Raw genomic sequence first — 19,635 nt, forward strand, 5'->3', positions numbered from 1 at the left:
AGTAGAGATGGATAAGCTATTAGTTACGGGCATAGATATTGGCCATAACAGCCTCAAAGCCGTGGTACTTAAACCCAATGGCAACAGTTACGCCTTATTGGGTTACAAAGAAATAATACTTAAGGAAGGTATTGTCGCTGAAAATAACACCATAAATCATCAAGAAATTGTAAAGACCCTTAAAGAGATAAGAAAAGAGCTGCCATTTTGGGCTCGACGGGTTGCAATTTCTGTTCCTGATAATGCCGTGATCAGCAAGAAGCTGCAAATTGAGCAGAACTTGGAGGAGAGTGAGAAAGAGTTTGCCGTGGTGCAAGCTTTCTCGCATCAATCCCCATTTCCTGTTGAAGAGCTCAGTCTTGATTTTGTAAAGCTTGATGCCGATGAGCAGATGCGTGGAACAGACAGTTATCAAGTATTCGCGACTCGCAAAGATGTCGTTGAAACTCGCGTCGATGCTCTGCAAAAGTCAGGCTTGAAAACCGTGCTGGTGGACGTGCATTCACAAAGTTTAGGGCATATATGGAAACTGGCTGTCGAGCGCTTCCCTGAAAAGAGCAAGTATTGCTTGTTGGATATCAGTGCATTGAGCAGCTCTTTCACCATGTTTACAGAGCAGAGTGAATTGTTCCACAAGGAATTTCCTTACGGCACGCGCACTTCAAATGATCTATTTCAGCAAGACCCTCTTGCTGAAGACACACAGGTTGCTACCGAGCAGTTTAATCGACAAATCGTTGATCGTGTAAAGCGCCAGATTCAGCTCTATACCTCGATTAATGGAAGTCAAGACATCAAAGGCATTTGGTTGTCTGGTGAAGGTGCAGCTACGCCAATGTTAGCAGAAGAACTTTCAAGTCAGTTGGCATTGGAGTGTGAGTTGCTTAATCCGCTCGGTCTATTCGAGATGAAAGTATCGAAACGCAAACGCCGTGCAGCAGATTGGCAGCATTTTACTGCGGCTGCGGGCTTAGCGGTTAGAGGTATTCAATGGCTAGGAGGCAAACATGCTGTATCACATTAACCTCCTTGCATGGCGTGAGAATCAACGTGAAGAACACCGCCGCCGCTTTCTCAGTTTGATCGTCTTGGGGGTGATTGTTGCGTTGGGCGTGCAATGGGGCATTGGTAAGTTCTATCAATATCAGCAGGATCAACAACAGCAGCGCCTTGATTATTTGGCGCACTATATCTCCCAGCTTGATAAACGAATCGAAGCGATGAAGATTGCTGAACAAGAGCACAGCAAGATCTTGGAGAGGTTAAAGATCGTTGAAGGTTTGCAAAATGGGCGTAATAAAACCACGGAGTTCATGAACCTGATGCCGTCGGTGATCCCTGAAGGAGTCTACGTCGATAAGATCAAAATGAATGATTATGAAATTGAAATCTCGGGTATCTCTGATAGTACACCTCGCTTGGCCACCATGCTCGACAACATGGAGCGTTCAGCCAAGCTGCTAGATGTCGACATGCATTCTATCGTTCATGGTAAAGCGCGTTTTGGGAAAGAGTTTCAGACTTTCAAAGTTTCCTTCATGTTCAAAGACGCCTCGGTGAAAGGAGGTAACCAACATGGTTAATTGGCAAGATCTAGAAATGGATGAGATCGCTGAGTGGCCATTGGTGCCTCAGATAGTAGTGATCTTGTTGTTAGTTGTGCTGATTCAAGGCCTTGGTTATTGGTTTTATTTAAAGCCAGAGCAAGAACAGCTGAATAACCTTATTCAAGAAGAACAAACCTTAAAAGTTGCGTTACGGATCAAAGCGAACAAAGTCGCTGCTTTGCCTCAATTGCAATCGCAACTTGATGAGCTTACTACTCGATACGAATTGCTACTGCAACAACTGCCTGCACAGAAAGAGCTGGCAACCATGTTGGCTTCGGTGAATGAACTCGGAATTGATAATAAGTTGACGTTCACCCGAATCGACTGGGGTGATAAGCAATCAGAACACTTCCTTTATCGTTTACCGCTCGACATTGAGTTGACAGGGGATTTTCATGATATCGGTCGTTTCTCCCAAGCGATTGCGACGTTGCCACGCATCATCACTTTTAAAGACGTGACTTGGCAGCGTGTCAGCCAAGAGAGTGAAACTCTGCACTTTCGTGTGAAAGCAAACACTTACCAGTTCAAACCAGAGGTGAAGAAAGATGAGAAGTAAATCTTTGCTGATGGTGTGTATTGCTGGCGTTTTGACTGCCTGCCAAGCCAATGATGAATCACTGACGGAATTTATTCGTGACGTGGAGAACCAAGCTCGCCGTGATGTCACCAAACTGCAGCCTGTTGAAGAGTATGTTGTCGTTAATTACGAACCCGAAATATTGCGTGCACCTTTCGAATTACCAAAAGAGGCAACGATTGCGACTCAACCTGTTGCAAGAAAAGACTGCTGGCAACCTCCTTCAAGAAAGCGAACTGGCAAATTGGAAAGGTTTCCTCTTGCGCAACTGCGCTTGAAGGGTGTGATGGGTATCGGCAGCAGTGTTTCTGGGTTGGTTCAGGCTCCGAATGGCACTGTTTACAAAGTAAAACCAGGTCAATACCTCGGACGCAACAATGGCAAGGTTACCCATGTATCCCACAACTATTTATTGATTAATGAAACCTTGCCAGACGGTTTGGGCTGTTGGCAAAAACGCAAAGTTAAGTTGGCTTTGAGATAGGCATAGCTGCATTTATTTTTGATATTGAGTAATGATGAAAATGAGACAAGGATTAACACTGACACCAAGGAAGCTAACAGGGCTCTTCTCTTTATGGTTGTTTCTACTTTTAGCCCCTTTAGTCGCAGCGGAAGAAGTAAAGTCTAACTCGCTTAAGAGCATCGACTTCCGTACTAATAAAGATAAAGACGCGGTTATCGTCGTAGAGCTTGCATCGCCAGCTGCTATTGTTGATATCAAGCGTGTGCAAGAAGGTTTAAGTATCGACTTGCTCAATACGTCAGTTAAAGACGATCAGCTTTATCTACTTGATGTAAAAGACTTCTCTACAGTGGTAGAGAGTGTTGAGGTTTTCCGCGATACCTCTACGACGCGTTTGGTCGCTTACATTGATGAAGATTATACCCATGACTATCGCCTCACAGGACGTTACCTTGAGGTGAAGGTTGGTAAGCTCAAAGCCAACGAAAAAGCACCAGACAAAAGTATTCTGGAAAAAGAAGGCAAGTTGATTTCGATTAACTTCCAAGATATTCCGGTGCGAAATGTGCTGCAGCTTATTGCTGATTACAACCAGTTTAACCTTGTGGTTTCAGACTCAGTTGAAGGGAACCTGACCTTGCGTTTGGACGGTGTACCTTGGCAACAAGTGCTGGATATCATCCTTCAAGTCAAAGGCTTGGATAAGCGTGTAGATGGTAACGTTATTTTGGTTGCTCCGAAGGATGAGCTCGATCTGCGCGAGAAGCAACAACTAGAAAAACAAAAGCTTGAACAAGAAATGGGTGAGCTTTCGTCTGAAATTATCAAAGTGAATTTTGCGAAAGCATCGGATATTGCAGAGATGATTAACGGTGAAGGTAACATTAGTATGCTTTCTGATCGTGGCAGCATGACGATTGATGAGCGTACTAACTCATTATTGATCCGTGAGTTGCCGGAGAATATTCAAGTAATTCGTGAAATCATTGAATCATTAGATATTCCAGTAAAACAAGTTCAGATTGAAGCACGTATCGTGACTATCAATGAAGGTAACATGGATGAACTTGGCGTTCGCTGGGGCTTCACATCGATTAATGGTAGTCATACGGTTGGTGGATCGATCGAGAACAACCTTGCAACTATTGGTCTCTACGATGGCGGCGGTGGCGACGGCGATGGTGAAGACGGTGGCGGCAGTGTTGGTATTGATGACTTCCTTAACGTTAACCTTGCTGCAACCAGCCCGAATGCAACCAGTATTGCTTTCCAAGTTGCGAAACTAGGGTCTGATACTTTGTTGGATTTGGAGTTGTCTGCGTTGCAACAAGAGTCAAAAGCAGAAATCATTTCTAGTCCGCGTTTAATTACTACCAATAAGAAGCCAGCTTATATTGAACAAGGTACTGAAATTCCTTACCTAGAATCCTCTTCCAGCGGTGCGACATCCGTAACGTTCAAAAAAGCGGTGCTGAGCTTAAAAGTGACACCGCAGATCACGCCTGATAACCGTTTGGTGCTGGATTTGAGTGTTACGCAAGATAGACCGGGTCAAGTGGTAAAAACTGGTACCGGTGAGGCAGTTGCGATTGATACTCAGCGTATTGGCACTCAAGTATTGGTGAATAATGGTGAGACGGTTGTGCTTGGTGGTATTTTCCAACACAGCATTACAAACTCCGTCGATAAGGTACCTTTATTAGGTGATTTACCGCTGTTAGGGGCACTTTTCCGTCGAAGTTACGAAAATGTCGGTAAAAGTGAGTTGCTGATTTTTGTTACGCCTAAAGTGGTGATTCAGTAAGACTCAGCGAGTAAAAAATCGATTAGATCAAAAATAAAGTTGCATTAGTGGCACCATGCTTGGATAATTTCGGGTCTTATCACGAATTATCTGTGAGGAATTGGTGCCACAAGCCTTGTAGAACAGCAGTTTGGCTGTGTGTTTCTTGTGGCGATCTTATTGAATTAACGTTGTAAATTATCGCTAAATATGGCTGAGAAACGTAATATTTTCCTTGTTGGCCCAATGGGTGCCGGCAAAAGTACAATTGGTAGACATCTAGCACAGCAACTGCATATGGAGTTCGTAGACTCTGATACAGTGATCGAAGAACGCACTGGTGCAGACATTGCTTGGGTTTTTGATGTAGAAGGCGAAGAAGGCTTCCGTAAGCGCGAAGAAGCGGTACTTGAAGACCTAACTCAAGAGCAAGGCATCGTGCTAGCAACAGGCGGTGGTTCTGTTAAGAGCAAAGAAAACCGTAACCGTCTTTCAGCACGTGGTGTTGTTGTTTACCTAGAAACAACTATTGAAAAGCAACTTGCGCGTACAAACCGCGACAAGAAGCGTCCTCTACTTCAAACTGAAAACCCTCGTGAAGTGTTGGAAAGTTTGGCAGGCGAACGTAACCCTCTATACGAAGAAGTAGCGGATTACACAGTTCGTACTGACGATCAGAGTGCAAAAGTGGTAGCCAACCAGATCGTAAAAATGCTAGAAGAGAGATAAGCATTTATCTTTTTCAAATTGGAGCACACCGATGGAACGGATTACGGTCAATCTAGCAGAGCGTAGCTACCCAATCTCAATTGGCGCCGGGTTATTTGAAGACCCGGCGTACCTTTCTCAAATTCTTTCAAGCAAAAACGCAAACCAGAAAGTGGTTGTGATCAGTAATGTTACGGTCGCGCCTCTGTATGCGGATAAAATTCTTAGCCAACTAAAACAGCTCGGTTGTGATGCATCCCTGCTTGAATTGCCAGATGGCGAACAATACAAAAGCTTAGACGTATTTAATCAAGTCATGAACTTCCTGCTAGAGGGAAGTTATGCTCGTGATGTGGTGATTATTGCGTTAGGTGGTGGTGTTATTGGCGACTTGGTAGGTTTTGCTTCGGCGTGTTACCAACGTGGTGTTGATTTCATTCAAATCCCAACCACATTATTGTCTCAAGTGGATTCATCAGTTGGTGGTAAAACCGCAGTTAACCATCCGCTGGGCAAAAACATGATTGGTGCCTTCTACCAACCTAAAGCCGTTATCATCGATACTAACTGCCTATCGACACTGCCAGAACGCGAGTTTGCAGCGGGTATTGCAGAAGTGATCAAATACGGCATCATTTACGATGCTGCGTTTTTCGATTGGCTAGAAGAGAATCTAGAACGATTGTATGCACTTGACGAAGAGGCGCTAACTTACGCTATTGCACGTTGTTGTGAAATCAAAGCGGAAGTGGTTGCTCAAGATGAGAAAGAGTCGGGCATTCGAGCGCTGTTGAACCTGGGTCATACCTTTGGCCATGCCATTGAAGCTGAACTTGGTTATGGTAACTGGCTACACGGTGAAGCGGTATCTTCGGGTACGATTATGGCGGCGAAAACATCTCATTTGCGTGGATTAATTTCGCAAGAGCAGCTTGATCGCATCATTTCCATTATGCGCCGAGCAAAACTGCCAGTGCATACGCCAGATAGCATGACTTTTGATGACTTCATGACGCACATGATGCGCGACAAAAAAGTATTGTCTGGTCAATTACGCTTAGTTTTACCTACGGGTATTGGTAGTGCCGAAGTCATTGCTGATACGCCGCAAGACATAATCAAACAAGCTATCGACTTCGGTCGAGACATTTAACCTTGTAATGGCGCCTTGGGGCGTCATTCTTGTAGTTTATTAAGGTTATTTAGATGAGTTTCGCTCACGTTCTTGAATTGGATTCACAAACCGAGTTATTAGACCGATTAGGCTTATTAACTAACTTTGCGTCTAATCTGATCGCTGTTAATGGTCAAGCCGGGTACGGAAAATCTTGGTTGGCACAGCGATACCTTGAGCTCGGTGCCAGTAACAAAAATCAATGTTTGTTACTTTGTCATTCAAATCAAGATGATGTGCAGCGTCGCATGCTTATCTTGAGTCAGATCGTCTCGGATGCGTTGTTCAATCAGCAAGATACTTTGCTCGATAGCTTGGAGAGAATCTTAGGTGATGACACGTGCGATATTGCCATCGTGGTCGATGATGCGCATTTGTTGAGTGAAAGCCTAGTTTCAGAGCTATGGATGCTAGTGCTTGCTGCGCAAGCCAATCCAAATTGGAAAATCAACGTCTTACTGTTCACGCAAACTGGGCGTTTAGAGTCAGTATTGTCGCGTATTAGCTACGGACAAGAGTACAAGCCAGTTGAACTCGATATTGATATGCTGTCAGAAGTTGAAGCTCGTCGCTTTTTTGAGTCGCTAGTGATTCGATATGTCGATGATGACTCTGAAAAACGCGTTCGAGATGCATTCAAGAAAGTTGACCCGGTACCGGGTGACATCATGGCTTTAGGAGAGATGAAAGTGGAAAAAAGGATCATTATCCGCTCAATTGTCGGTTCGCCCCTTAACATTGCACTCGTTGTGCTGGTATTACTTTTGTTGGCGGCTGGTGGATATTGGTGGATGTATAATCAACCAAGCCCTGATGATAAAGCGCAGCAAATCACTGGAGTCATTGAGCAAACTGCCATTCCAACTCTAAACGAGCCAGAGGCTCAAATCAGTCGTGCAGATTCATCGATGGATGATGGCTCAGAGCCTTCGGATGATACTAACCTGACAGACGCTACGGATGATTCAGATGCTCTTCCTCCAGCGGTAACGAGTGAAGTAGCGAGTGTCGGCAGCGAAGATAAGCAGCAACGCGTTGTGATTGAGTCGGATGTCGTTGACGCACTTCTAGAAGGTAAGCCTGAAGCAGCCGATACCACTAACATTGAAACGGTTGTCGAAGAATCTATCCCTCAAGCGAAAAGCGCATCAAATTCCTCATTGATCAATGTGGTTCAAACCGGTCAGCAGCCTGAAGCGGAGAAAGCGACGTCTGGAAAACCGATAGTGAAGTTCTCTTTTGCTCGAGAAGAGCTGAAAGCACTATCGCCTCGTGCTTACACTTTACAGTTGGGGGCAATGACGGCGATGGAGGATGTACAAGCGTTCCTTGATAAGTACGACTTAAATGGTCAGGTGAGAATTTATCCAACCGTTCGTAGCGGAACAGAGTGGTACATTATCACTTACCAAGATTACCCTACGATTCAGCTGGCGCGAGACGCTGTTGAAAGCTTGCCAGATGCACTTAAATCGGTGAGTCCATGGGCAAAATCACTGGGTCAAGTACATCGAGAAATTGATCGCGTGAAATAATCCTGAGCTTCGTTGAAAAATATGTTACATTCCGCAGCCTTAATTTTTGGTCGATAGATAGAGCAGTAGATGAAAAAGCAACGAGCCTTTCTTAAGTGGGCAGGAGGCAAATACGGTCTGGTTGAAGACATCCAACGTCATTTACCACCGGCTCGAAAGCTAGTTGAACCTTTTGTTGGTGCTGGCTCGGTTTTTCTAAATACCGACTATGACCACTATCTACTGGCGGATATTAACCCCGACCTGATTAATCTCTATAACTTACTAAAAGAGCGTCCTGAAGAGTACATCTCAGAAGCGAAGCGCTGGTTTGTTGCAGAGAACAATCGCAAAGAAGCGTACTTGAATATTCGCGCCGAGTTTAATAAAACAGATGACGTGATGTACCGCTCGTTGGCGTTCCTATACATGAACCGCTTTGGCTTTAATGGCTTATGTCGTTATAACAAAAAAGGCGGCTTTAATGTCCCGTTTGGTTCTTACAAAAAGCCTTATTTCCCAGAAGCGGAGCTAGAATTCTTTGCTGAAAAAGCAAAGAAAGCGACGTTCGTATGTGAAGGTTACCCAGAAACGTTCAGTCGAGCGCGTAAAGGCAGTGTGGTTTATTGCGATCCACCGTACGCACCGTTGTCGAACACGGCGAACTTTACCTCTTATGCTGGCAACGGCTTTACGCTGGATGATCAAGCTGCATTGGCTGATATTGCAGAGAAAGCCGCAACTGAACGTGGTATCCCTGTTCTGATCTCAAACCATGACACGACATTAACGCGTCGCCTTTATCATGGTGCGGAGCTTAATGTCGTAAAAGTGAAGCGAACCATCAGTCGTAATGGCAGTGGCCGTAATAAAGTTGACGAGTTGCTGGCGCTATTTCGTGCACCTGACGCGGACAAATCTGACTCTTAATTCTCACACTATTGCATTGAAATAGTGGATCTCCCCACTGGCTTCGGTAGAATTGCGCGCAAATTGTTTGCTGTTTGCTCGCCACTACTGAGGTCAGGTATGAAAGATTTTCTAATTGCTCCATCCATTTTATCGGCTGATTTTGCTCGTCTCGGTGAAGACGTAGAGAAAGTTCTCGCAGCGGGTGCGGATGTGGTACACTTCGACGTTATGGATAACCACTATGTACCAAACCTGACTTTTGGTGCTCCAGTGTGTAAAGCGCTACGTGATTACGGCATCACAGCTCCAATTGATGTACACCTAATGGTGAAGCCAGTCGATCGCATCATTCCTGATTTCGCGAAAGCAGGTGCATCAATGATTACTTTCCACGTTGAGGCATCTGAGCACGTAGACCGTACGCTTCAACTAATCAAAGAGCACGGCTGTAAAGCTGGCGTGGTTCTAAACCCTGCAACCCCACTTGCTCACCTTGAGTTCATTATGGATAAAGTTGACTTGATCCTACTGATGTCAGTTAACCCAGGTTTTGGTGGTCAATCATTCATTCCTCACACATTAGATAAACTGCGCGCAGTGCGTAAGATGATTGATGAGTCTGGTCGTGATATTCGCCTAGAAATCGATGGTGGTGTGAAGGTGGACAACATTCGTGAAATCGCAGAAGCGGGCGCAGATATGTTTGTTGCAGGCTCTGCGATTTTCAGTGAGCCAGATTACAAGCAAGTGATCGATAAAATGCGCGCTGAGCTTGCAGAAGCAAAATAAGCGCGGATAAACACGCTCTTAAACTAGCGCGTTAACGCTATGATTTGAAAGGCTGCCACCGTACCGGCAGCCTTTGTTGTTTCTAGCGCGAACCGAGAAAAAATATCCATCGCGGTGTGCAAATAATCACTTGCCTATTTTGCGTCCTTTCTGTACTATTCGTGCTCCTTAAAACTCAGTCAATTTTCTTTAGTTCCTTGCTTCCTCTGGACGACTGAGCCATTTGTGGAAGCTGAATAATCCGTAAGGAGCAACCAATGCGTCATTACGAAATCGTATTCATGGTGCACCCAGATCAAAGCGAGCAAGTTGCTGGCATGATCGAGCGTTACACTGGTTCAATCACTGAAGCTGGCGGTAAAATCCACCGTCTAGAAGACTGGGGTCGTCGTCAACTGGCTTACCCAATCAACAAGCTTCACAAAGCTCACTACGTTCTAATGAACGTTGAAGCTGACCAAGCTGTAATCGATGAGCTAGAAACTGCTTTCCGTTTCAACGATGCAGTTCTACGTAACATGATCATGCGTACTAAAGCGGCTATCACTGAGCAATCTATCATGCTTAAGCAGAAAGAAGAGCGTGCTCCTCGTCGCGAAGAGCGTGCTGAAGCTAAGCCAGAAGCAGCTGCTGAGTAATTTTTCTTTTGACCATCCGGATGGTGCTACTTGGCTTCATTGCCAAATTGCCCATTCGTAATTAAGCCTATTGATAATAAGACACTGTTGGTTTCGGATAGAGTTTTACTCTGCAGATTTAGACAGGTAGTCGTCACTGGGCTTAGGTCACAAGTATTCACTCAGATTTAGTACAAGGCAGTAGCATTAAGATAAGTGAGCTTATCACTTGTCACTCCAATCGAAAGATTTAGGAAGTTAGTGTTATCGCCGACAACATTACTCAAATTTAAGATCAGGAGATAGCCCATGGCTCGTTTCTTCCGTCGTCGTAAATTCTGCCGTTTCACTGCAGAAGGCGTACAAGAGATTGATTACAAAGACGTAGCAACTCTTAAAAACTACATCACTGAAGCTGGTAAAATCGTTCCTAGCCGTATCACTGGTACAAGCGCTAAATACCAACGTCAACTAGCTCGCGCTATCAAGCGTTCACGCTACCTAGCTCTACTACCGTACACTGATAAGCATCAGTAATCGGTCGTTTTATTAAGAAAGAGGATTAAGCAATGCAAGTTATTCTACTTGATAAAATCGGTAACCTAGGTGGTCTTGGCGACACAGTAAACGTTAAATCTGGCTACGCACGTAACTTCCTTATCCCTCAAGGTAAAGCAGTTATGGCGACTAAAGGCAACGTTGAAATGTTCGAAGCTCGTCGCGCTGAACTAGAAGCTAAAGTTGCTGAGCAACTAGCTGCTGCTGAAGCACGTGCTGAGAAAGTTAACGCTCTAGAAGCAGTTGTTCTTGCTTCTAAAGCTGGTGACGAAGGCAAACTATTCGGTTCTATCGGTACTCGTGACATCGCTGAAGCTATCACAGCTGCAGGCGTTGAAGTTGCTAAGAGCGAAGTTCGCCTTCCTGAAGGTGCTCTACGTAACACTGGTGAGTTCGAGATCAGCGTTCAACTTCACTCTGAAGTTTTCGCTACAATCAACCTACAAGTTGTTGCTGCTGAGTAATTCAGTACCAAGCGAAATAGTAAAAAGCACCTCCTCGGAGGTGCTTTTTTTATGTCTGAATATGATGAAAAGCGGGAGTTAGAAGGCAAACAAAAGGTTGACGGAAAAAACACTATCCGCCTTGCTCAAGCCCTCTGGCACTTTATCGTGATATTGGCGAGAGTGCGCTAATTTTAGAGCAATGTCTTCGGTAATGTCATTGGTAACACTAAGATCACTGTCGACACGCGTGTTACTTCTACCACTCACTAACGTGATATCTGCAGAAAGGCTCAAGTTATCAAGTGCATGCCACGTGGTATTGATGTTACCACGCAAGATCCCTTCTTGAACGATGTCTGGAAAGACGATGTCATCATCATCAATCTCATCTAAATTTGGCTCTTGGTAGCGAAAACCAGGACCAATTTCTGCCTCAAGGGTGAAGTTTTCAGTATAAGCGAACTGGTAACCCAGACCGCCAGAAAGAGTGTAGTCTTTAAAGTAAGCACTGTAGCGTGAATCAACCCCTTTAAAACTGCCATACAAGTATGTCTTTGGACCTAACTTGTAGTCGGTTTGTGCGCTATAGGTCGAAGAGCGTTTGTCTTCTTCGCCATCTTTGTAAAGGTTGTAGTACTTCCATTCGCCATTAGAACGGTGGCGACCAGAAGTGTATTCAGCACTCAGACGAGCATTCAGGGAACGAGAGTCCGTGTTACCTGTGTGAGCTTGATAGCCGAACTCGACCTCAGTTTTTAGAGGATCGGGCACTTCAATTTCTTGCTCTGGCTTTACTGATTCTTCAGCGTACGATGCTCCCGTGCAAAGTAAGCTAAAGCCAAGTAACCAGTATCGGGACACAAAAACCTCGAACGTAAATAAAAAGGAGGGGCATGATACTGATACAGATGTTTTATTGGGTCAATGATAGGTTAATTTTTATTAGACCTAAGCGGTAGAACCTTGTTAGACACCTTTATGAAGGCGTTAAACTTTACAAACAATATGCTTCAGTACGGATTGATGAGATTCTATCGTAATCGAACAAATTCGCACTATAAAAAGCCACTTTTTAGTTCTTCACTTGTGGAATTCTTAACAAGTAATTGTCTCATGAGGGAAGCATCTTAGCTAAGTTTAAGGTTATAATCTTGGGTCATTAGTAGTTATCGAGCAAAGTCATGGCGGAAAACAGAAATCGCAAACCTTCAGACAGTCAGGTCGAAGCACTCAAGGTGCCACCTCACTCGCTAGAAGCTGAGCAATCAGTAATTGGCGGTCTATTACTAGACAATGAACGTTGGGACACCGTAGCCGAACGTGTTGTAAGTAGTGATTTCTATAGTCGTCCCCATCGCCTGATTTTTGAAGGGGTTAAAACCATTCTTGAAGATGGTAAGCCTCTCGACTTGATCACGTTATCTGAACACCTAGAGCGTCACGAACAATTGGAAGACGTGGGTGGTTTTGCCTACCTTGCTGATCTTGCCAAAAACACCCCAAGTGCGGCGAACATTAACGCGTATGCTGATATTGTCGCGGAGCGCGCGATTGTACGCGGTTTGATTGGTGTCGCGAACGAAATCGCTGATGCTGGTTACGATCCTCAAGGTCGAAGCTCAGAAGACTTAATTGATATGGCGGAGAGTAAAGTTTTCGCCATTGCAGAATCACGCACTAGCGAGAATGAAGGTCCACAAAACGTGGATAACATTCTGGAGAAAACACTAGAGCGAATTGAGATTCTGTATAAAACCCCGCAAGACGGTGTGACGGGGGTAACGACCGGCTTTAATGACCTCAACAAGAAAACGGCAGGTCTACAAGGTTCGGATTTGGTTATCGTGGCGGCGCGTCCATCGATGGGTAAAACTACCTTTGCGATGAACTTGTGTGAAAACGCGGCGATGAGCCAAGACAAACCTGTACTTATCTTCTCGTTAGAGATGCCTGCTGAACAGCTGATGATGCGTATGTTGGCGTCCTTATCTCGTGTTGACCAAACGAAGATTCGTACTGGTCAGCTAGATGATGAAGATTGGGCGCGAATTTCTTCTACCATGGGCATTCTTATGGACAAGAAGAACATGTACATTGATGACAGTTCGGGTCTAACGCCAACCGAAGTGCGATCTCGTGCTCGTCGTATCGCTCGTGAGCATGGTGGTTTGTCCATGATCATGGTCGACTACCTTCAGCTAATGCGTGTGCCTGCTCTTTCGGATAACCGTACCTTGGAAATCGCGGAAATCTCGCGCTCACTTAAAGCGTTGGCGAAAGAGTTGAATGTGCCTGTCGTTGCGCTATCTCAGCTAAACCGTTCCCTAGAGCAACGCGCAGATAAACGTCCGGTTAACTCAGACTTGCGTGAATCGGGCTCTATCGAGCAGGATGCCGACTTGATCATGTTCATTTACCGTGACGAGGTTTACCATCCTGACAGTCCATACAAAGGCACGGCAGAAATCATTATTGGTAAGCAACGTAACGGTCCTATCGGTTCGGTTCGCTTAACATTCCAAGGTCAACACTCGCGCTTTGATAACTACGCGGGTCCAGCATTTGATATTGATGATGAGTAATGCAATGAGCTACATGAAAGCCGCGATGGCATGCATTGACTTGTCAGCACTGCAGCACAACTTACAGCGAGTAAAAGAACAAGCACCAGACAGCAAAGTGATGGCCGTGGTGAAGGCGAATGGCTACGGTCATGGTCTTCGTCATGTAGCTAAACACGCTACTCATGCGGATGCTTTTGGTGTTGCTCGTATCGAAGAAGCCCTTCAGTTACGCGCTTGTGGCGTAGTAAAGCCGATTCTTTTACTTGAAGGTTTTTATTCGCCAGGTGATTTGCCTGTATTGGTGACGAATAACATTCAAACGGTCGTCCACTGTGAAGAGCAGTTGACGGCGTTGGAGCAAGCAGAGCTTGAAACGCCAGTTGTCGTTTGGCTCAAAATCGATAGTGGCATGCACCGACTTGGTGTGCGTCCAGAACAGTACGATGAATTCATCACACGCCTTAAAGAGTGTCCAAACGTGGCGAAACCGCTACGTTACATGAGTCATTTTGGCTGTGCCGATGAGCTAGGTAATAGTATTACGACAGAGCAGATCGACTTATTTATGTCGCTTACCGCAGGCTGTCAAGGAGAGCGCTCTTTAGCGGCATCGGCAGGTCTGCTTGCATGGCCGCAGAGTCAACTTGATTGGGTTCGTCCTGGAATCATCATGTACGGCGTGTCTCCATTTGATGATAAAACGGCACAAGACATGGGCTATAAACCCGTCATGACACTGAAATCGCACTTAATCGCGGTACGTGAAGTGAAGAAAGGTGAAAGTGTCGGCTATGGTGGCATGTGGACCAGTGAGCGAGATACTAAAGTCGGTGTCATTGCTGTTGGGTACGGAGATGGTTATCCACGAACAGCACCGAATGGTACGCCAGTTCTTGTTAACGGACGCAAAGTACCAATTGCAGGTCGCGTTTCTATGGATATGCTGACGGTCGATTTAGGTCCAGACGCGACTGATAAAGTAAGCGACGAAGCTATTTTGTGGGGTATGGATTTACCAGTAGAAGAAGTGGCGAGTCACATCGGCACTATCGCTTATGAATTGGTGACTAAACTGACTTCTCGCGTCGAAATGGAATATTCGAAGTAACCCATGAAGAAAAGATTATTCTCAGTGCTGGCATTCTCTGCCAGCCTTTTTTTATCCCCACAGATAGTCGCGAAAGAGAAAGACTCAGCATTTGTTCCGTTCTATTTCAGTACGGATACTATGGGTAGCACGATCGGTTTAGCTGGTGTGGCAAAAGGTGTTGGTCAACCTCAAGCTGCATTGTTTGGTATGGGGCTGTATTCTGAGAAAGATAGCTATGTCGGTTTTCTTTCTGCCTTCAACTACGCTTTGTCATCAAATCTTTTGTTTAGCACGCAAATGTATCAAGCGCGCTTTAACGACAACCCATATTACTTAGACAATCAAGGTTCAAACAACTCTTCAACGGAAGACAAAACGATAACCAATGGGGATGAAGAGAACTATAAACTCGAGTTCAAGTACTTGCTTCCTTGGGGTAACGTTCGTGAACATGGGTTACTTGGTGCATTCCAACCTATTCGCGATGTAACTTTTGCTTCTCCGGTCGATTCTGGTGTCAGCTCAATTATCTTCACGCCGTTTTATTCTTCTCGTGAGTTAGACATCTACAACGATAAGAAAGAAGAAGCGACGGGGTTTAGCCTGACATTTGACTGGGACAACCGCGACAGTGTGCGTAATACCACGCGAGGCTCCCATACCTCGTTTGATTTAACCACAGGAGCAGACAGCTTACAGTCGGAAGACTTATGGTTAAAGTGGGAGTTCCAAAACAGTCAGTACTATTCCCTAGGTCCGTTAGGTGATTGGTTTGATCAGCAAGTTCTGGCATTCGATTTCTATACTGCAGATACACCGACATGGAATCAGTGCGATGGCGCAGTATGTAGTCGTCCTCCAGAGCAGGAGCAAGTTCGCTTGGGTGGCTTGTATCGCTTGCGTGGTTATACGGCGGGTCGTTACCATGGACGCAGCGCGATTCACTATTCTGCGGAATACCGCGTATTGCCAGACTGGCAGCCGCTTGATGATATTCCTCTGATCAACTATTACGACTTACCTTGGTGGCAATGGGTAGCGTTTGTTGAAGTGGGGCGAGTCGCGGACGATTATGACCTCAAGACATTACATGAAGACATGAAATGGAACGTCGGTGGCGCAGTACGCTTCCAAGTGGAAGGGATTGTTGTTCGTGCAGAGATGGCAAAAGGTGCCGATGAAGGTACTTTCCGAGTCATGATAAACCAACCGTTTTAACTCGATATAAAACAAAGGCTAACCCTGAGGTTAGCCTTTGTTGTCTCTAAGCTATTCGCCGTTGATGGTAGCGATAATGCGTCGGCTGCCACCGTAGTCTCGATGCTCGCCTAAGTAAATGCCCTGCCATGTTCCCAACGCTAATTGACCTCTTTGAATAGGAATTGTCACACTACTACCAAGCAAAGACGCTTTTATATGAGCTGGCATGTCATCATCACCTTCATAAGTGTGTTGGTAGTAAGGGGCACGCTCAGGCACAAACTTATTGAAGTGGGCTTCCATGTCCATGCGTACTGTTGGATCGGCATTTTCATTTAAAGTCAAACTGGCAGACGTATGCTGAATGAATAAATGTAACAAACCTACTGAAAGCGATTGGATTTGTGGTAATTGTTGTTCAATTTCATCAGTGACCAGATGAAAGCCTCGGCTACGTGCTTTTAATTGCAGAGTTTTTTGTGCCCACATATGCGTTCCTTTGGAAAAATTTGGTTTGGCGTCTATCCTAATCCAATTAGAGCCTGTCATTAGTAAATGATATGATTCCCAACGTCATAAATGAATTGTTTAAATTCGAAACAGGGAACGTGACCTAACTCAATGTGAGTGTAAGGGCACTCAGTCATAATTGGCGACTGAAAAAAAATTACAAAGACTTGTTTTGTGGCAATTCGCCCAAACATCTCATTTATATTCTATTTGCTAAATCGGGGATTCCGCAGTTTTCGCTAGACTGTAAGGAATGGAACCTACTGTAACATCGGGATAAAGACCATGTTGAAAAATATCAATCCAACGCAAACACAAGCTTGGAAAGCGCTAACTGCGCATTTCGAATCTGCACAAGATATGGATCTGAAAGAGCTATTTGCTCAAGACGCTGCGCGTTTCGACAAATACTCAGCACGCTTCGGCTCAGACATCCTAGTCGATTACTCAAAGAACCTAATCAACGAGGAAACTCTGAAGCACCTGTTCGCTCTTGCTAACGAGACTGAGCTTAAGTCAGCAATTGAAGCGATGTTCAGTGGTGAAGCGATCAACAAAACAGAAGATCGCGCTGTTCTTCACACTGCACTGCGTAACCGTTCGAACAAACCTGTAATGGTTGGCGGCGAAGACGTAATGCCAGCGGTAAACGCGGTTCTAGAAAAAATTAAATCCTTCACTGAGCGTGTAATCGGCGGTGAGTGGAAAGGTTACACAGGTAAAGCAATCACAGATATCGTAAACATCGGTATCGGCGGCTCAGACCTTGGTCCTTACATGGTGACAGAAGCATTGGCACCATACAAAAACCACCTGAACCTACACTTCGTTTCTAACGTTGATGGTACTCACATCGTTGAGACTTTGAAGAAAGTAGACCCAGAGACAACACTATTCTTGATCGCGTCTAAGACGTTCACGACTCAAGAAACCATGACAAACGCGCACTCTGCTCGTGATTGGTTCCTAGAAACTGCTGGCGATCAAGCACACGTTGCTAAGCACTTCGCAGCGCTATCTACTAATGCTCCTGCGGTATCTGAGTTTGGTATCGACACAGACAACATGTTTGAGTTCTGGGACTGGGTTGGTGGTCGTTACTCACTATGGTCTGCAATTGGCCTTTCAATTGCATTAGCTGTAGGTTACGACAACTTCATCGAGCTTCTAGATGGTGCTCACGAGATGGATAACCACTTCGTGTCGACAGATCTAGAAAGCAACATCCCTGTGATTCTTGCTCTGATCGGTATTTGGTACAACAACTTCCACGGCGCTGAGTCTGAAGCAATCCTACCTTACGATCAGTACATGCACCGTTTCGCGGCGTACTTCCAGCAAGGTAACATGGAATCTAACGGTAAGTACGTTGACCGTGAAGGTAACGCAGTGACTTACCAAACTGGTCCTATCATCTGGGGTGAACCAGGAACTAACGGTCAGCACGCGTTCTACCAGCTGATTCACCAAGGCACTAAGCTGATCCCATGTGACTTCATTGCACCAGCAATCAGCCACAACCCAGCAAGCGATCACCACCAAAAACTGATGTCTAACTTCTTTGCACAAACAGAAGCATTGGCATTTGGTAAGTCAGCAGAAACAGTAAAAGCAGAATTTGCGAAAGCAGGTAAGAGCGAAGAAGAAATGGCGTCTCTAGTACCGTTCAAAGTATTTGAAGGTAACCGCCCAACGAACTCTATCCTAGTTAAGCAAATCACACCTCGCACGCTAGGTAACCTGATCGCAATGTACGAGCACAAAATCTTCGTTCAAGGCGTTATCTGGAACATCTTCAGCTTCGACCAATGGGGTGTTGAGCTAGGCAAACAACTAGCGAACCAAATCCTACCTGAGCTAGCTGATGAGTCTGAAATCAACTCACACGATAGCTCGACAAACGGTCTAATCAATGCATTTAAAGCGTTGAAAGCTTAATGTTTGAATAGAAAAAGAAAAGGTCAGCAAATGCTGACCTTTTTTATTGCCTGGGGCAGAAACAAAATAGGTTGGTACGGACCAACCTATTTTTTCTCTATTATTCGAAACAAATCTCGATGAAGGCATTTCCCCACTGTGAAGAGAAAGGCATGATGATGATTGAGCCTTCACACTTGTGGCGAATGGTGTGACCTCGACCAGATACTACAACTGGTGTTGCCATATCAAAGTCAAACCCACTTTCCGCTAGAATGCGTTTCGCACCGCCTGTCACCATATTAGTGATCTCACCAACCATATCCGTCACTTCTTCGTTCAGTCCATTTGGACGTTCACCAAGCATGTTCTGCATGATTTCCAGTGCTAACGCTTCATCAAAGGTAATCGACATTGAGCCACGAGTTTGTGGACCAACCATACCGATAAGACCAGAAACGTCACCTCGTGCGATCTCATCTTTCTTGATTCGCGGTTTTTGTGGCTTCAGTTCAAGCGAAGCCATAGTTTTTAGAACATTCATTAAAGAAGCTAAAAACGGGTTTACAAATTCAGCGCGCATAACGTTCTTCTATCTTTCTTATTTCGTCTCCGAGGAACATGCCTGGCATTCGCCATGGGTTTCGATAACTTGATTCGTCAGTTTGAATCCATGTTTCTCGGCGTTATTGGCTAATAAGGATATCAGCGTCTCGTCTTCAAGTTCAACGACATCGCCACATTTATCGCAAATTAGCAGTTGGAAAAAGTGCTGTTGAGTGTTGAACGAACAGCAAGTGATAAAGCTGTTGTTAGATTCCACTCGATGAATAAAGCCTTGTTCTAGAAGAAAATCTAATGCTCGGTATACCGTCGGTGGTTTCGCTTGTGGTTCACTCTCTTTCAGTTGCTCCAATAGCTCATACGCACTAGAGGCGCGGCGATTAGAACAAATGAGCTCAAAAACGCGTCGGCGTTGAGGCGTCAACCTTACTCCGCGCTCAGCGCAGATATGTTCAATTTGTTCAAGGATTGTTGGGTCCAAATCTTTCACCATAACTATCGGACGTGCTTTATGATAAACCATTTCTATACGAAGTTCGTTTAGAAAGGCTTCATTTTACCTACTATCAGAACGAAAATCATGAATTAAAGCAAGCCAGTGTATATCAGAGAGAGTAACCGATATCACAGAAC

The 19,635-nt window shown here is 45.1% G+C and carries 21 protein-coding genes; 17 read left to right on the top strand and 4 right to left on the bottom strand.

The window, feature by feature from the left end; translation table 11 throughout:
- Window positions 1-7: 7 nt before the first annotated feature.
- From pilM to rplI, 13 genes are all read left to right on the top strand, one after another.
- Entirely contained in the window at window positions 8-1,024 is a 1,017-nt protein-coding gene (gene pilM, locus OH459_RS25200) for a type IV pilus assembly protein PilM (protein WP_026138410.1), read from the top strand.
- On the top strand, window positions 1,008-1,583 hold the full coding sequence (locus tag OH459_RS25205) for a PilN domain-containing protein (protein ID WP_005451499.1): 576 nt from the start codon (window positions 1,008-1,010) through the stop codon (window positions 1,581-1,583). Before pilM ends, OH459_RS25205 begins: the two co-directional genes overlap by 17 nt.
- The gene (locus OH459_RS25210) at window positions 1,576-2,169 is read left to right on the top strand and encodes a type 4a pilus biogenesis protein PilO (protein WP_005451500.1); all 594 of its coding nucleotides are present in this window, start codon (window positions 1,576-1,578) and stop codon (window positions 2,167-2,169) included. The genes OH459_RS25205 and OH459_RS25210 overlap by 8 nt, the downstream gene beginning before the upstream one ends.
- Window positions 2,159-2,674 (top strand): pilus assembly protein PilP, encoded by a 516-nt coding sequence (locus tag OH459_RS25215; protein ID WP_005451501.1) that lies wholly within the window; start codon window positions 2,159-2,161, stop codon window positions 2,672-2,674. The genes OH459_RS25210 and OH459_RS25215 overlap by 11 nt, the downstream gene beginning before the upstream one ends.
- Before the next feature lie 34 nt (window positions 2,675-2,708).
- The gene (locus OH459_RS25220; RefSeq protein WP_005451505.1) at window positions 2,709-4,460 is read left to right on the top strand and encodes a type IV pilus secretin PilQ; all 1,752 of its coding nucleotides are present in this window, start codon (window positions 2,709-2,711) and stop codon (window positions 4,458-4,460) included.
- A 189-nt stretch (window positions 4,461-4,649) separates the two neighbouring features.
- A complete protein-coding gene (gene aroK / locus OH459_RS25225) occupies window positions 4,650-5,168 on the top strand; it encodes a shikimate kinase AroK (RefSeq protein ID WP_005451507.1) in 519 nt (172 codons plus the stop codon).
- A 31-nt stretch (window positions 5,169-5,199) separates the two neighbouring features.
- Window positions 5,200-6,300, top strand: coding sequence for a 3-dehydroquinate synthase (aroB, locus tag OH459_RS25230; RefSeq protein WP_038898114.1), 1,101 nt, complete (start codon window positions 5,200-5,202; stop codon window positions 6,298-6,300).
- A gap of 53 nt (window positions 6,301-6,353) precedes the next feature.
- On the top strand, window positions 6,354-7,856 hold the full coding sequence (locus OH459_RS25235; protein ID WP_269989323.1) for an SPOR domain-containing protein: 1,503 nt from the start codon (window positions 6,354-6,356) through the stop codon (window positions 7,854-7,856).
- 69 nt (window positions 7,857-7,925) lie between these two features.
- A complete protein-coding gene (locus OH459_RS25240) occupies window positions 7,926-8,765 on the top strand; it encodes a Dam family site-specific DNA-(adenine-N6)-methyltransferase (RefSeq protein ID WP_005451513.1) in 840 nt (279 codons plus the stop codon).
- A gap of 99 nt (window positions 8,766-8,864) precedes the next feature.
- Window positions 8,865-9,536 (top strand): ribulose-phosphate 3-epimerase, encoded by a 672-nt coding sequence (rpe, locus tag OH459_RS25245; protein WP_005451514.1) that lies wholly within the window; start codon window positions 8,865-8,867, stop codon window positions 9,534-9,536.
- A 257-nt stretch (window positions 9,537-9,793) separates the two neighbouring features.
- Window positions 9,794-10,174 (top strand): 30S ribosomal protein S6, encoded by a 381-nt coding sequence (gene rpsF / locus OH459_RS25250; RefSeq protein WP_005451516.1) that lies wholly within the window; start codon window positions 9,794-9,796, stop codon window positions 10,172-10,174.
- A gap of 288 nt (window positions 10,175-10,462) precedes the next feature.
- On the top strand, window positions 10,463-10,690 hold the full coding sequence (gene rpsR / locus OH459_RS25255; protein WP_000090472.1) for a 30S ribosomal protein S18: 228 nt from the start codon (window positions 10,463-10,465) through the stop codon (window positions 10,688-10,690).
- Window positions 10,691-10,722: 32 nt separating this feature from the next.
- A complete protein-coding gene (gene rplI / locus OH459_RS25260) occupies window positions 10,723-11,175 on the top strand; it encodes a 50S ribosomal protein L9 (protein ID WP_005451518.1) in 453 nt (150 codons plus the stop codon).
- A 78-nt stretch (window positions 11,176-11,253) separates the two neighbouring features.
- On the opposite strand, the gene OH459_RS25265 is transcribed toward rplI, so the two are convergent.
- Entirely contained in the window at window positions 11,254-12,018 is a 765-nt protein-coding gene (locus OH459_RS25265) for a DUF481 domain-containing protein (RefSeq protein ID WP_009697565.1), read from the bottom strand.
- 320 nt (window positions 12,019-12,338) lie between these two features.
- Here OH459_RS25265 and OH459_RS25270 point away from each other — a divergent pair, with 320 nt between their 5' ends.
- The 3 genes from OH459_RS25270 to OH459_RS25280 are packed head-to-tail and all read left to right on the top strand — an operon-like array spanning window position 12,339 to window position 16,029.
- On the top strand, window positions 12,339-13,739 hold the full coding sequence (locus tag OH459_RS25270; protein ID WP_005451521.1) for a replicative DNA helicase: 1,401 nt from the start codon (window positions 12,339-12,341) through the stop codon (window positions 13,737-13,739).
- 13 nt (window positions 13,740-13,752) lie between these two features.
- Window positions 13,753-14,829 (top strand): alanine racemase, encoded by a 1,077-nt coding sequence (gene alr / locus OH459_RS25275; protein ID WP_005451522.1) that lies wholly within the window; start codon window positions 13,753-13,755, stop codon window positions 14,827-14,829.
- Window positions 14,830-14,832: 3 nt separating this feature from the next.
- Window positions 14,833-16,029 (top strand): BamA/TamA family outer membrane protein, encoded by a 1,197-nt coding sequence (locus OH459_RS25280; RefSeq protein ID WP_269989332.1) that lies wholly within the window; start codon window positions 14,833-14,835, stop codon window positions 16,027-16,029.
- Between the two features lie 51 nt (window positions 16,030-16,080).
- Here the strand turns inward: OH459_RS25280 and OH459_RS25285 are convergent, their stop codons facing one another.
- Entirely contained in the window at window positions 16,081-16,500 is a 420-nt protein-coding gene (locus tag OH459_RS25285; RefSeq protein ID WP_017819668.1) for a secondary thiamine-phosphate synthase enzyme YjbQ, read from the bottom strand.
- A 306-nt stretch (window positions 16,501-16,806) separates the two neighbouring features.
- On the opposite strand from OH459_RS25285, the gene pgi reads away from it, so the two are divergent.
- A complete protein-coding gene (gene pgi, locus OH459_RS25290; protein ID WP_269989335.1) occupies window positions 16,807-18,459 on the top strand; it encodes a glucose-6-phosphate isomerase in 1,653 nt (550 codons plus the stop codon).
- A 100-nt stretch (window positions 18,460-18,559) separates the two neighbouring features.
- On the opposite strand, the gene OH459_RS25295 is transcribed toward pgi, so the two are convergent.
- Window positions 18,560-19,021 (bottom strand): chemotaxis protein CheX, encoded by a 462-nt coding sequence (locus OH459_RS25295; RefSeq protein WP_005381269.1) that lies wholly within the window; start codon window positions 19,019-19,021, stop codon window positions 18,560-18,562.
- A gap of 18 nt (window positions 19,022-19,039) precedes the next feature.
- Window positions 19,040-19,495 (bottom strand): zinc uptake transcriptional repressor Zur, encoded by a 456-nt coding sequence (zur, locus tag OH459_RS25300; RefSeq protein ID WP_009697566.1) that lies wholly within the window; start codon window positions 19,493-19,495, stop codon window positions 19,040-19,042.
- Window positions 19,496-19,635 lie beyond the last annotated feature (140 nt).

The sequence above is a fragment of the Vibrio sp. MM46 genome (assembly GCF_027587135.1).
GTDB lineage: Bacteria > Pseudomonadota > Gammaproteobacteria > Enterobacterales > Vibrionaceae > Vibrio > Vibrio harveyi.